The sequence below is a fragment of the Rhodoferax sp. ZS1R25 genome, assembly GCF_056521335.1.
The window spans coordinates 172,646-186,450 of record NZ_JBWMAZ010000001.1; the positions used below are offsets into that span (position 1 = coordinate 172,646).

At 62.5% G+C, this 13,805-nt stretch carries 12 protein-coding genes; 8 read left to right on the forward strand and 4 right to left on the reverse strand.

Going from position 1 to position 13,805, the window contains the following annotated elements; all coding sequences use genetic code 11:
- A complete protein-coding gene (locus tag AC097R_RS00755; RefSeq protein ID WP_479595673.1) occupies positions 1–900 on the forward strand; it encodes a LysR substrate-binding domain-containing protein in 900 nt (299 codons plus the stop codon).
- Between the two features lie 7 nt (positions 901–907).
- On the opposite strand, the gene AC097R_RS00760 is transcribed toward AC097R_RS00755, so the two are convergent.
- On the reverse strand, positions 908–1,921 hold the full coding sequence (locus AC097R_RS00760) for a hypothetical protein (protein WP_479595674.1): 1,014 nt from the start codon (positions 1,919–1,921) through the stop codon (positions 908–910).
- A 134-nt stretch (positions 1,922–2,055) separates the two neighbouring features.
- Between AC097R_RS00760 and AC097R_RS00765 the strand changes: the two genes are divergently transcribed.
- The 7 genes from AC097R_RS00765 (at position 2,056) to AC097R_RS00795 (ending at position 11,465) form a co-directional block, all read left to right on the forward strand.
- On the forward strand, positions 2,056–2,658 hold the full coding sequence (locus AC097R_RS00765; protein WP_479595675.1) for a TetR/AcrR family transcriptional regulator: 603 nt from the start codon (positions 2,056–2,058) through the stop codon (positions 2,656–2,658).
- A 207-nt stretch (positions 2,659–2,865) separates the two neighbouring features.
- Positions 2,866–3,774, forward strand: coding sequence for an alpha/beta hydrolase (locus AC097R_RS00770; RefSeq protein ID WP_479595677.1), 909 nt, complete (start codon positions 2,866–2,868; stop codon positions 3,772–3,774).
- Positions 3,775–3,903: 129 nt separating this feature from the next.
- Positions 3,904–5,256 (forward strand): NAD(P)-dependent oxidoreductase, encoded by a 1,353-nt coding sequence (locus AC097R_RS00775; protein WP_479595679.1) that lies wholly within the window; start codon positions 3,904–3,906, stop codon positions 5,254–5,256.
- Positions 5,257–5,288: 32 nt separating this feature from the next.
- A complete protein-coding gene (gene preA, locus AC097R_RS00780; RefSeq protein WP_479595681.1) occupies positions 5,289–6,596 on the forward strand; it encodes an NAD-dependent dihydropyrimidine dehydrogenase subunit PreA in 1,308 nt (435 codons plus the stop codon).
- A gap of 75 nt (positions 6,597–6,671) precedes the next feature.
- Complete coding sequence (hydA, locus tag AC097R_RS00785) at positions 6,672–8,120, forward strand: dihydropyrimidinase (RefSeq protein ID WP_479595683.1); 1,449 nt, start codon at positions 6,672–6,674, stop codon at positions 8,118–8,120.
- Between the two features lie 10 nt (positions 8,121–8,130).
- The gene (locus AC097R_RS00790) at positions 8,131–9,390 is read left to right on the forward strand and encodes a Zn-dependent hydrolase (protein ID WP_479595685.1); all 1,260 of its coding nucleotides are present in this window, start codon (positions 8,131–8,133) and stop codon (positions 9,388–9,390) included.
- Between the two features lie 245 nt (positions 9,391–9,635).
- Entirely contained in the window at positions 9,636–11,465 is a 1,830-nt protein-coding gene (locus tag AC097R_RS00795) for an ATP-dependent nuclease (protein ID WP_479595687.1), read from the forward strand.
- 150 nt (positions 11,466–11,615) lie between these two features.
- Here the strand turns inward: AC097R_RS00795 and add are convergent, their stop codons facing one another.
- Genes add through AC097R_RS00810 form a run of 3 tightly spaced genes read right to left on the reverse strand, consistent with a single transcriptional unit; the run spans position 11,616 to position 13,789 of the window.
- Positions 11,616–12,629, reverse strand: a complete 1,014-nt coding sequence (gene add / locus AC097R_RS00800) for an adenosine deaminase (protein ID WP_479595689.1) — start codon at positions 12,627–12,629, stop codon at positions 11,616–11,618.
- Positions 12,626–12,838 (reverse strand): DUF4287 domain-containing protein, encoded by a 213-nt coding sequence (locus AC097R_RS00805; protein WP_479595690.1) that lies wholly within the window; start codon positions 12,836–12,838, stop codon positions 12,626–12,628. The genes add and AC097R_RS00805 overlap by 4 nt, the downstream gene beginning before the upstream one ends.
- Positions 12,839–12,892: 54 nt before the next feature.
- Positions 12,893–13,789 (reverse strand): SDR family oxidoreductase, encoded by an 897-nt coding sequence (locus AC097R_RS00810; RefSeq protein WP_479595692.1) that lies wholly within the window; start codon positions 13,787–13,789, stop codon positions 12,893–12,895.
- Between the last annotated feature and the right edge of the window lie 16 nt (positions 13,790–13,805).

Consider the following 13,805-nt stretch of genomic DNA (forward strand, 5'->3'; position numbering starts at 1 on the left):
ATGCGCCGCAAAATCCCCGCCACACAGGCCCTGCTGTGCTTTGACGCAGCCGCCCGCCACGAAAGCTTTACCCGCGCCGCGCAAGAGCTGGCGCTTACGCAAAGCGCCGTGTCGCGCCAGATCACCGCGCTGGAGGAGCTGGTGGGCACGCCGCTGTTTCGCCGCACGCGCCATGGCGTGGCGCTGACCACGGCCGGCGCACGCTACGCCCAGCAGGTGGCGCTGCGCCTGCGCGGCCTGGAGCAGGACACGCTAGACCTCATGTCCACCCAGGGGCGGGGCGGCACGGTGCAGCTGGCCAGCGTGCCCACGTTTGCAGCGCGCTGGTTGATCCCGCGCCTGCAGGCCTTCAACACGCTGCACCCGGACACCACGGTGCACATCGAAACCCGCACCCGTCCTTTCCTGTTTGCCGATACCCCGTTTGACGCGGCCATCTTTGCGGGCACCGAGGCCCAGGTGCAGCACTGGGCTGGCGCGCGCGGGGTGCCGCTGATGGTGGAAGAAGTGGTGGCTGTCTGCAGCCCTGCGCTGCTGGGCGGCCGCAAGAGCCTGGGCGCCCGCGCGCTGGCGGCACTGCCCCTGCTGCAGCAAAGCACCCGGCCTGACAGCTGGCAGGCCTGGTTTGCCGCGCAGGGGGTGGATGCGCCGCTGGCCCTCTCCGGTCCACGCTACGAGCAGTTTTCCATGACCACCGCCGCCGCCGCCCAGGGCATGGGAGTGGCGCTGGTGCCGCGCTTGTTGATAGAGACCGAGCTGGCACGTGGCGAACTGGTGCTGGCCCACGCCGCGTCGCTGCCCGGCGCGCGCCACTACTACCTGGTGTTGCCCGAAGGCAGCGACGACAAACCCGCCTTGCAGAGCTTCAGCGCCTGGCTGCAGCACGCGAGCCAGAGCTAGCCAGCGCTCAGGGCTGGCGCACGATGACCGGCTGGATCTGGAACAGCTGCTCGGCGTTCGCATCCACCGTCACCTTGACCCAATGCAGGCTGGGGCTACCGAATGTTTGCAAGCGGGTCAGGTTGGGCAAGAGCTTGGTGGGGGAATACAGCGGCTTGTCCACCTTGTAGAAGTGGGTGTCGCCATGCACCAGCAGGACCTGACCGGCAAAGCCCTCGGTCTGCTTCACGATGTGCGCCATGAAGTTGCGGTAGCCGCTGTACTGGGGCAGTTGGCTTTCATCCACGTCCTCGGTCTCTGGCAAGTCGAACCCGGGGTCGGCCTGGATGACCAGCACCACGCCCAACGCGCCCTTGGCCTTGGCTTGCTCGAAGGTTTGTTGCAACCACAGCACATTGGCGGAGTCGCGCTCGAGGTATTCGGCATTGGCGGCATCGCACTGGGTAGCGTTGCGCGCGCTCTTGCTGAGGCACTCTTTCTCGCTCAGGATCACGTTGTTGTTGCTGCCCGGCACGTTCAGCCCTGCAAACACCACGGGGCCTTGGCTAAAGCGGGTGTTCTCCACGTACTTTTCACCCTGCCTGCCCTGGTGCTCCAGCGGCATGGTGGTCTGGCCCAGGCTGGCAGTGCTGGGGAACATCACCCGGCGCAGGTGGCCCAGGCGCTCCAGCGCGTCATAGCCGCCGTTGTTGCTGCGGTGGCAGTCGGTCCATTCGTTGTCACCGGGCACATAAACCACAGGCTTTTTCATACTGCCAAACATCGCCAATGCATCGGTGTAGATGTCATCGGTGCATTTGGAGCTGCCATCTTTGATGTCACCGTCGTAGACAGAAAACGCCACGTCCGAGGCATTGATGCTGGCCAGCACGGCCGGCAGCTTGGCGTCGTCGCCCGCCTTTTTGTAGGGCATATCGCCCCACAGACCAAAGGTGTAGCTGGAGCGGCTGGCGCCGGGGGCCGTGGCGCAGGCCGTCAGGCTGAGGGCGATGGCAAGGGTGGTGAGTGAGCGCAGCAGCATGTAGACGTCCCCATGGGGCAAAAAGACGCACTGTCGTCGCGTCGCATGACAAAGGTGTGACAGTGGCGTGTCACCGCCAAGCCGAGAAACTTGGCATTTGGCATATTTCGCACACCCGTGCTAATATTCGCCACATGGACGCCAAGACCCACAAAAGTGAACTGACCCGTGCCGCCATCGTGGACGCGGCGCTGCGTCTGGCCGCGGACGAAAGCCTGGAGGCGATCAACCTGCAGGTCGTGGCGGACCGCACGGGCTTGTCCAAGAGCGGCGTGTTCTCCCGTGTGGGTTCGCGCGAGGCGCTGCAAAAGGCCGTCATCGAAGAGTACGGCCGCCGCTTTCTGGCCGATGTGTTTGTGCCCGCCATGCAGGCGCCCAAGGGCTTGCCGCGGCTGGACAGCATTGCGCAGCGCTGGATTTCCCGCGTGCACAAAGTGGAGGTAGAGACGGGTTGCCTCTACACCGCGGGCGCCTTTGAGCTGGACGACCGCGAGGGCGAGCTGCGCGAGACGCTGCTGCAAGAGGTGATCCGCTGGCGCGCAGCGCTGCGGCGCAGCGTACTGCAGGCCGTCGACGCCGGCCACCTGCGCCCGGACACCGACCCCGGCCAGCTGGTGTCCGAACTCAACGGCACCATCATGGTTCTGCTGCACGACGTCCGCTTTCTGCGCGACCCCCATGCCGCCCAGCGCGCCGAGGCCACCTGGCAGCGCATCCTGGCCAGCTACCGCACCTGAGGTTTTCACTATGCCCACCCGTTCCCTTGGTCCGAGTCAATTTCGCACAATCGTGCGAAGAAAGGAAATCCCATGCTGATCTTTGCCCTGTTTGTTGCCGCCATCGCCGCGGTGCTCTACCTTGGCCTGCGCCTGTGCAGGCTGTTTGACGGATTGCCCCGCAGCAATGCGGACTGGATTCATTACTGACCCGAAATGGAGCCCACCATGTCGACTGCTACCACCACCACGGCCCTGCAAGCCACCTCTGACTTTTACGCCAGCAACCCCGCCACCCGCGTGCTGCGCCTGGCCATGGGCACATCCCAGCGGCTCTGGCCGGCCCTGGGCCTGCGCCTGGCCTACCGCCTGTTTGGCACACCGCTGCCGCCGCGCTGGCTGCGCCGCGACCGCCCCTGGCCCGGCGCCTGGACGCAGGAGCGCTGGGCGTTTGAGCAGGCCAGCCTGACCTTGCACCACCCCACACCCGCCAAAGACGCACCAGCTGAAGGCGCGTGCGTGCTGTTGGTGCATGGTTGGGGCGGCCATGCGGGCCAAATGCTGCCGCTGGCGCAGGCCCTGATGGCCCAGGGTCTGCGCCCCGTGCTGCTGGATTTACCCGCCCACGGCAAGAGCGCAGGCCGGGTGAGCAACCTGCCGCAGTTTGCCCGTGCCATTGAATACACCCTGGCCCGCCTGGCCCAGCAGGGGCAGGCCGTGCACGGCGTGGTGGCGCATTCGCTGGCGGCCAACGCACTGGCATTTGCCGCGGCGCGGGGGCTGCCCACCCAGCGCGTGGTGCTGCTGGCGCCACCGGCCTCGCCACGCGAATACACCCGCCTGTTTGCCCAGGTGTTTGGCCTGCACGAAGCCATGCGCGCCGCCCTGCAGCGCCGTATTGAGTCACGCGAGGGCATGCTCATGGCCCAGTTTGAACCGCAGGCTAGCGGCCCCGGCGTGACCCAGCCCACCCTGGTGGTGCATGACCACGGCGACCGCATCAACCACTTTGCCGACGGTGCCGCCTTTGCCGAGGCCATTCGCGGCGCCCGGCTGCTAGCCACCGACGGCCTGGGCCACACCCGGCTGCTGCGCGATGCCCAGGTGATGCAGGCCGTGGCCGACTTTTTGGCCTGAGCGACCTGACGGGCCGCACCCCTCCGGTGCCGGGGTTGCGGGCAAACCCTAGTTACAGCGTGGCACGTGGATTGCTAGCATGCAACCCATGACTTGACCAAACGGTCAGTTTTTTAAGGAGTTGCCAGCGTGTCCACCCCCTCTTCATCCTTCACCGACGTGCGTGCAGGCCGCCTCAGCACTGAGGAATACGTCCAGCGCTTTGCCGACGCCACCCCGCGCTTTACCAATACCCAGGCCCTGCTGGAAGCTGAGCGCTGCCTGTATTGCTATGACGCGCCCTGCGCCACGGCCTGCCCCACCAGCATTGATGTGCCTTCCTTCATCAAGCGCATTGCCGATGGCAACCTGCGCGGCTCGGCCAAGGCGATTCTGGAGAGCAACCCCTTGGGCGGCATGTGCGCCCGCGTCTGCCCCACCGAGAACCTGTGCGAGGCGGTCTGCGTGCGCAACACGCAGGAAGACCGCCCGGTCGCCATTGGCCGCCTGCAGCGCCACGCCGTGGACGCACTGATGGAGAGCGACAAGCCGCAGATCTTTACCCGCGCCCCAGCCACCGGCAAAAAAGTAGCCGTGGTGGGCGCTGGCCCCGCAGGCCTGGCCTGTGCCTACACGCTGGCGCGTGAGGGCCATGACGTGGTGGTGTTTGACGCCAAGCCCAAGGCTGGGGGCTTGAACGAATACGGCCTGGCCAGCTACAAGACGCCTGGCGACTTTGCCCAGCGCGAAGTGCAGTGGCTGCTGGACATTGGCGGCATCACCATCCAGACCGGCTGGAAGCTGGAAACCGTGGCGCAGCTGGAAGCGCTGCGCAAGGACTACGCCGCCGTATTCTTGGGCATGGGCCTGGCCACCACGCACCAGCTTGGCGTGCCCGGCGAAGACCTGGACGGCGTGCAAGATGCGGTGGACTTCATTGCCACACTGCGCCAGACCGAAGACAAAGCCACGCTGCCCGTGGGCCGCCGCGTGGTGGTGATTGGTGGCGGCATGACCGCGGTGGACGCCGCGGTGCAAAGCAAGCTGCTGGGTGCCAAGGTGGTGCACATGGTGTACCGCCGCGGGCGCGATGCCATGGGTGCATCGCAGGCCGAGCAAGACTGGGCGCAGACCAATGGCGTGGTGCTGCACCAATGGCTCTCACCCGTAGAAATTGTGGGCCGCGACGGCCATGTGGCTGGCGTGCGCTTTGCCGACCAGGCCCTGGTGGGCGGCAAGCTGCAGCCCACGGGCCGCGAGATCACCTTTGAGGCCGACACCGTGCTCAAAGCCATTGGCCAGAAGCTGGGCAACCCCGTGCTGACTGAGAGCGGCCTGACGCTGAACGGCGGAAAGATCGCCACCGATGACGCGGGCACCACCAACCTGAAGGGCGTGTGGGCCGGCGGCGACTGCCGTGCCGGCGGGCTGGACCTGACCGTGGAAGCCGTGGAGCACGGCCAGCGCTCCGCCAAAGCCATCCACGCCTACATCTCGGCCTGAGCGGCCATCTTCAAGAACACCGGAGTCCCACCATGGCCAATCTCGCAACCACTTTCGCCGGCATCAAAAGCCCCAACCCCTTCTGGCTCGCATCCGCCCCGCCCACCGACAAGGCCTACAACGTCAACCGCGCGTTTGAAGCCGGCTGGGGCGGCGTGGTCTGGAAGACGCTGGGCGAAGCCGGCCCCCCGGTCGTCAACGTCAACGGCCCGCGCTACGGCGCCCTGCTCTCGCCGGACCGCCGCCTCATGGGCTTTAACAACATCGAGCTGATCACCGACCGCGATTTGGAACTGAACCTGCGCGAGATCACCGAGGTGAAACGCAACTGGGCCGACCGCGCCATGATCGTCTCGCTGATGGTGCCGTGTGAAGAGAAAAGCTGGAAGGCTATTCTGCCGCGCGTGGAAGACACGGGGGCTGACGGCATCGAGCTGAACTTTGGCTGCCCGCATGGCATGAGCGAGCGCGGCATGGGCGCCGCCGTGGGCCAGGTGCCCGAGTACATCCAGATGGTGACGGAGTGGTGCAAGCAGTACAGCAAGCTGCCCGTCATCGTGAAGCTCACGCCCAACATCACCGACATCCGCAACCCCGCCCGCGCCGCCAAAAAAGGTGGGGCCGACGCGGTGTCGCTCATCAACACCATCAACTCCATCATGGGCGTGGACCCCTACACACTGACCATGTCGCCCTCCACCGGCGGCAAGGGCAGCCACGGCGGCTACTGCGGCCCGGCCGTGAAGCCCATTGCGCTGAACATGGTGGCCGAGATTGCGCGTGACCCGCAGACGGCCGGTATCCCCATCAGCGGCATCGGCGGCATTGGCAACTGGCGCGACGCGCTGGACTTCATCGCGCTGGGCAGTGGCACCGTGCAGGTGTGTACCGCCGCCATGGTCTACGGCTTCAAGATCGTGCAGGAGATGAGCGACGGCCTGTCCAACTACATGGACGAGATGGGCTTCACCAGCGTGGACCAGATCGTCGGCAAGGCCGTGCCCACCGTGAGCGACTGGCGCTACCTGAACCTGAACCACATCACCAAGGCCGTGATCAACCAGGACAGTTGCATCCAGTGCGGCCGCTGCCACATTGCCTGCGAAGACACCAGCCACCAGGCCATCACCTTCATGAAAGACGGCAAGCGCCACTTCGAGGTGAAGGAAGACGAATGCGTGGGCTGCAACCTGTGCGTGACCGTGTGCCCCGTGCCAGACACCATCACCCTGCGCGATGTGCCGGCTGGCGAAAAAGACTTGCGCACCGGCCTGCAAGTGAGCGATAAACATGCGGACTGGACCACCCACCCCAACAACCCCATACGCCAGGCTGCCTGAGCCAGGGTTTAGGCATCAAATCGACCTCCAGCCCCCGTATCCATTGCGCAAACAGCTACTAATTTAGGAGCATTTATGACGAGCATTCTGATCAAAGGCGGCACGGTAGTGAACGCCGACCGGTCTTTCCGGGCCGATGTGTTGACGCAAGACGGCAAGATCGTCGCCGTGGGCGAAAACCTGACGGCCCCAGCTGGCGCCACCACCGTGGACGCGGGCGGCCAGTACGTCATGCCCGGCGGCATTGACCCGCACACCCACATGCAGCTGCCGTTCATGGGTACCACCACCATGGACGACTTCTACACCGGCACGGCTGCGGGCCTGGCCGGTGGCAACACCACCATCATCGACTTCGTCATCCCTGACCCGCAAGAAAACATCCTGGACGCCTACCGCAAGTGGCGCGGCTGGGCCGAGAAGTCCGCGTCGGACTATTCCTTCCACGTCGCCATCACCTGGTGGAGCGAGCAGGTGCGCCAGGACATGGGCACGCTGGTGAAGGAAGAAGGCATCAACAGCTTCAAGCACTTCATGGCCTACAAGAACGCCATCATGTGCGACGACGAAACGCTGGTGAACAGCTTCAAGCGTTCGCTGGAGCTGGGCGCCATGCCCACCGTGCATGCTGAGAACGGCGAGCTAGTCTACCTGCTGCAGAAAACCGTGGCCGAGATGGGCATCAAAGGCCCCGAAGGCCACCCGCTGTCCCGCCCGCCCATGGTGGAAGCCGAAGCCGCCAACCGCGCCATCGCCATTGCCGATGTGCTGAACGTGCCGATCTACGTGGTGCACGTGAGCTGTGTGGAAGCGGCCGAGGCGATTGCCCGCGCCCGCGCACGCGGCCAGCGCGTGTATGGCGAGGTGCTGGCGGGCCACCTGGTGCTGGACGACAGCGTCTACCGCCACCCCGACTTTGCGACCGCTGCCGCCCACGTGATGAGCCCGCCCTTCCGCCCCAAGGGCAATAGCGAATTCTTGTGGCGCGGCCTGCAAAGCGGCAACCTGCACACCACGGCTACCGACCACTGCACCTTCTGCGCCGCGCAAAAGGCCGCGGGCAAAGACGATTTCTCCAAGATCCCCAACGGCTGCGGCGGCGTGGAAGAGCGCCTGGCCGTGATCTGGGACGAAGGCGTGAACACCGGCCGCCTGACGCCGTCGGAGTTTGTGGCCGTCACGTCCACCAACACCGCCAAGCTGTTCAACATCTACCCGCAAAAGGGCAGTGTGTCCGTGGGCGCCGATGCCGACCTGGTGGTGTGGGACCCCGCAGGCACCAAAACCCTGTCGGCCAAGACGCAGCACAGCAAGGGCGACTTCAATATCTTTGAAGGCCGCACCGTCAAGGGCATCCCCAGCCACACCGTGAGCCAGGGTGAGCTGGTGTTCGTGCAGGGCGACCTGCGCGCTGTGAAGGGCAAGGGCCGCTACATCAAGCGCCCCGCCTTCAACGACAACTTTGCCGCCAACAAGCTGCGGGCCGACACGCTGGCCCCCACCGCCGTCAAACGCCAAGCCTGAGGACACCACCATGACCACCGCAACTGCCACCGACATCGACAAAGTCCGCATCAACGGCGAGCGCCTCTGGGCTTCGCTGATGGAGCTGGCCAAAATTGGCGCCACACCCAAGGGCGGCGTGTGCCGCCTGACGCTGACCGACCTGGACAAACAGGGCCGTGACCTGGTCCTTGGCTGGGCCAAGGACGCCGGCATGACCATCACCATCGACAAGATCGGCAACGGCTTCATGCGCCGCGCCGGGCGCAACAACAGCCTGCCCCCCATCATGACCGGCAGCCACATCGACACCCAGCCCACGGGCGGCAAGTTCGACGGCAACTACGGCGTGCTGGCCGGCATTGAAGTGGTGCGCACGCTGAACGACCTGGGCATTGAGACCGAAGCGCCCATCGAAGTGGCCTTCTGGACCAACGAAGAAGGCAGCCGCTTTGTGCCGGTGATGATGGGCTCGGGCGTGTTCGCCAAGGCCTTCACGCTGGAGCATGCGTATGCGGCCACGGACACTGAAGGCAAGAGCGTGAAAGGCGAGCTGGAACGCATTGGCTACATCGGCACGCAAGAGCCCGGCGACCATCCGATTGGCGCGTACTTTGAAACGCACATCGAACAAGGCCCCGTGCTGGAAGACAACGACGTGACCATTGGCGTGGTCAGCGGCGTGCTGGGCATCCGCTGGTTTGATTGCACCGTGACCGGCATGGAAGCCCACGCCGGCCCCACACCCATGGCGCTACGCAAGGACGCGCTGCTGGCTGCCACCCGCATCATGCAAGACGTGGTGGCCGCGGCACACCGCCACCCGCCGCACGGCCGTGGCACCGTGGGCATGGTCCAGGTGTTCCCCAACAGCCGCAACGTCATCCCCGGCCGCGTGAAGTTCAGCATCGACCTTCGCAACGCCACCGACGCGCTGGTGGACCAGATGGCCGACGAGGTGAAAGCTTTTGCCGCCAAGGTGGGCCAGGAGCACGGCGTGGACGTGAAGATCGAAATGGTGTCCAGCTACAACGCCATCGCCTTCCACGAGAACTGCGTAGACGCCGTGGGCCGCGCCGCCAAGAAGCTGGGCTACTCCAACATGCCCGCCGTCTCAGGCGCTGGCCACGACGCCGTCTACATGGCCAAGCTGGCCCCCGCCGGCATGATCTTCATCCCCTGCAAAGACGGCATCAGCCACAACGAGATTGAAGACGCCAAGCCGGAGCACATCACCGCGGGGTGCAATGTGTTGCTGCATGCGATGTTGGAGAGGGCTGGGGTGGTTTGACTGGCCATCGGGGGAGAGATATGAGGGCTATTGGCCTCTAGCCTCCCGTATTCATTGCGCACACAGCTCCTGATTTGATAGCAAATCAGGAGCTTTTTTATTTTGTAGAAGCTAGTCCTAATTGATCGAATGCGAGCTCCTCGGAATGAGGTCTCTTGAAAACTGCCCAGTAGAATTGTTTCTGGGATAGGCAGGGTCAAACTACGCCTATCTCATAGGGATGCGAAACAACTAAAGAGAACCATATGAAACTATTGGCTTTTCAAATAACGAATTTCCGCTCGATCGCGCATTCGGATTGGATTCCCTTTTCTGCTGACGGAATCACCGTTTTAGTCGGCCAGAATGAAAGTGGAAAGACATCCGTACTGGATGCTTTGCATTGCGGACTCTCAAACGCGACACCAACAGTTGATGATTTCAGAACAAGCGCACCACTTCCCCACGTGAATCTTCGCGTTGAAATCAACGCAACAGAGATCATTGGTGGTTTTTCAGAGCTTTCCTTAGAAGAGTCAGAGATTATTTCAACGTATGTGAAGCTGAAATCCAGCATCATCGAAATCAGCATCTCATGGAGGCGCACCGCGACCGCATCAGGTTTTACATACGAAGCGGAAGCAGATTGTCACGATGACTTACTCAAATCGTTGCTAGAAGAAAATCAAGCGAAGGAAAAATTTGTGCCACCGCAAGTCCCAGTTGTTGAAACTGCAACGGCGATTAGCGAAGAGGAAGAGGAAGAGGAGGAGGAGGAAGACCCACCACTGTCTTCTCAGCTCATTGCAGATGTCATCTGGGCCGCCATTCCAATAGCTGTCCCATTTAACGAAGAAACGGGGCGCCTGCCAAACACCGTTGATATTGATGACAAGGGTGAGCCGACAGGACCGGGGGCTAGGGCTGCGGCGAATTTTCTTGCAATCGCGGACGTGAATTTGCCTGAACTATTGAAGGACGATAAACGCGCACGCGAAAACAAACTAAATAAGGCTAACTCTCGGGTTAGCCAGGATTTCAATGCATTTTGGAGTCAAACAATCGGCAAGGAAGGAAAGCTTTCGCTGAAATGTGACATTGATAACTACCCTGCCACCACGGCCAATAAAGCGGGTAAAGCACATCTGGTATTTTGGATTTGCGATGGCAACACTCAGCTTTACCCCAAACAACGGAGCCAAGGAGTTCGATGGTTCGTTTCCTTCTACCTGCAACTAAAGGCCTCGGAAAAAACCGGGAACAAGCGAGTTTTTTTATTGGATGAACCTGGTGCTAATCTTCATTCCAAGGCGCAAGGCGACGTACTAAAGTTAATCAACAAATTGGGGAAAGACACATCGACTGTCGTTTACACAACGCACAGTCCGCAGATGATTGAGTACTCAAAGCTATTCCGGGTTCATGCCGTACAAAGGGATGGGGACCTTGAAGATAGCCCGACCACAATTATTGACGCGCACAGATTGGGTGCGGCCACCACCGACACCCTCTCCCCTGTGCTAGCAGCTATGGGCGCAGATCTTTCTCAACATCAAGTCGTCAAAAAGAAAAACAACGTCCTGTTGGAAGAGATGAGCGGGTACTACTACCTGACAGCATTTTGGAAACTGACAGGCTCAAAAAGGGTTGCGCACTTTATTGCTGCTACGGGAGTAAACAAGATTGAAGTACTGGCCAATATGTTCAGAGGCTGGGGACTGGACTTCGTTGTGGCAATTGATGATGACAAACAAGGTCGAGAAGTTTTCAAAAATCTTAAGAAGGAGCACTTTGGAGATGTAGAAGAGATTGCAAAGAAGAAACTTCTCAAACTACCCCATGGAACTGGAATTGAAGACACCTTTTCGATTGAGGATTTCAAGAAATACGTCCTTGAGGATGACTCCACCGCAATTGCGACCTCAGTTACAGATTTTTTGAAAACTGCTGGGAGATCAAAACCGGTATTGGCTTTTCACTTTGCGCTCGCAGTTGAGAAAGAAGCGATCAAGATGGCCAACTTGTCTCCTGAGACACGAACACGAGTTGAAGCAACCGTAAAAGCAATCGAGGAAATGCTCGCTGAGGAAACATGACTTAACGGACGTCGAATGTTGATCCATGCGTGGGACACGGCATCTCGCGCAGTTCACGCGAGGAGGAACAAACGGCACAAAGACCAACTGGGGAGGGCTTGCGCTGTGGACTGGGCACCCCTAATGTGCGACCAGAAGCCTCGACCAATCTCACCAGCTCTTCAACTTCTCCAGCAACCCCGCCTTCACATCCTCATCCGCAAAACTAGCCTCTATAGAAGTCCGCGCCACCGCCCGTGTCACTTCATCCGTCCACCCAAACGCCTGCCGACACAGCGCGTACTCCCCCACCAAACTCGCCCCCAGCAGCGCCGGGTCATCGGTGTTGACGGAGACACGCACACCCGCCAGCCGCAGCCGTTCGATGGGATGCGCCTCGATAGACGGATACACGCCCAGCACCAGATTCGACGTGGGGCACACGCCCAGCGGAATCTGCCGGTCCGCCAGCATCTGCACCAGCGCTGGGTCTTCGATGGCGCGCACGCCGTGGTCGATGCGGTCGGCGCCCAGTAGCTCCACCGCGTCCCACACGCCTTCGGGGCCACTGGATTCGCCCGCATGCACGGTGCGGCGCAGGCCGACACTGCCCGCCTTGCGAAAGGCCTCTGCAAACCGGGGGCCGGTGCGGCCGGCGGTGGCTTCGTTGCCGTCTACCGACAGTGCCACCACGCGCGGGTGACGCAGGGTGGTTAAGGTGTCCACCAGTTCGATGGCCTCGTCTGCCGACTGCGTGCGCAGCAGGCTGACGCACAGGCCCACGCCGAGCAGGCCGTCTTGCTCCGCTGCGGTAAAGCCCGCGTGGATGGCATCGAGCATGGGGCCCAGGCGGCCGTGCCAGGCGTGCCAGTGCGTGGGGTTGAAGATGACGTCGGCATAGCCGGTGCCGTTGGCGGCCAGCCGCTGGCTGAGGCCGTAGCTCAGCTCCACCAGGCGGTCTTGCGTGCGGGCCAGGCTGCAGGCCAGATCCAGGAAGCCCAGAAAGTCCGCCAGGCCCGAGAACTTGAACAAATCCTCTTGCGGACGGGGCAAGGCCACGCCTTCGGTCTTGGCCCACTGCGCGATCAGCGCGGCTTCAAAGCAGCCTTCCAGGTGCAGGTGGACTTCGGCCTTGGGCAGGGCTTTGAGGCGTGCCGCCTCTGCAGGCGCGATGGGCGCGCTCACTTGGCGGCTGCCAGGCAATGCGCGACGACGGCGTTGGCGTGGCCATGGCCCATGCCGTGTTCGGCCTTGAGCCAGTTGACGATCTCCATGTGCTTCTTGCCCTGCTGCTGGTGCACCAGCGCAAACCAGTGGTCCATGGGGTGGCCGTAGGTCTTCTCGATGGAAGGGAAATACGACGCGGGGCCTTTGACTTTCTCGGGTACTGCCATGGTGAACTCCTGGGATGGGGAACGCTAAGCAGATTCTATTTTTACCTACGCCCCTCAGACTTCAAAGTACCCTGGCCCATCCAAATCCTCCAGCAGGCCTGGCCGTGCTGGCGCCCAGCCCAGCACCTCGCGCGTGTGCTGGCTCGATACGCGGTTGTCGATGGTTGCAAAGTGGGCGAACCAGCCAAAGTGCTCGGCCGCTTGCTCTGGGGTCTTGGCGACCAGCGGCAGGTTCAGACCACGGCCGATAGCGGCGGCAATGTCTTTGAATGGCACGCCCGCTTCTGCGGCACCGTGGTAGCGGGCACCTGCCACGCCCTTCTCCAGCACCAGGCGGTACAGCTGCGCGGCATCCAAGCGGTGCACGGCGGGCCAATGGTTTTGGCCCTCGCCCACATAGGCAGAAGCGCCTTGGCCGCGTGCCATGCCGATCAGCAGCGGCACAAAGCCGTGGTCACCCGCCCCATGCACGGAAGGGGGCAAGCGCACGACGCAGACATGTACACCGCGCGCCGTCAGCGCCGCGGCGGCCTCTTCAGACGCCACGCGGGGGATGGCCGCAGCGTCTGCGACAAGGGCATCGCTCTCCATCCCCAGACGGCCCGATGGCAACAGCGCCGTGCCCGAGGTGATGACCAGGGGGCGTTGGCTTCCTACCAATGCAGAGCCCAAGGCCTCGATAACCCTGCGGTCGGCTTCGCAGTTGGCCTTGAACTGAGAGAAGTCGTGGTTGAAGGCGGTGTGGATGACGCCATCTGCCTGCGCAGCGCCGCTGCGCAGACTGTCCAAGTCTTCAAGGTCACCCCGGTGCACGTCGGCACCGGCAGCCTTGAGCGACGCAGCGCCCGCGTCTGAACGCGCCAGCCCCAGCACCTGGTGTCCTGCACCCAACAATTCTTGAACAATGGCAGACCCGATAAAGCCGGTGGCACCGGTCACAAAAACACGCATGGCGATTTCTCCTGAT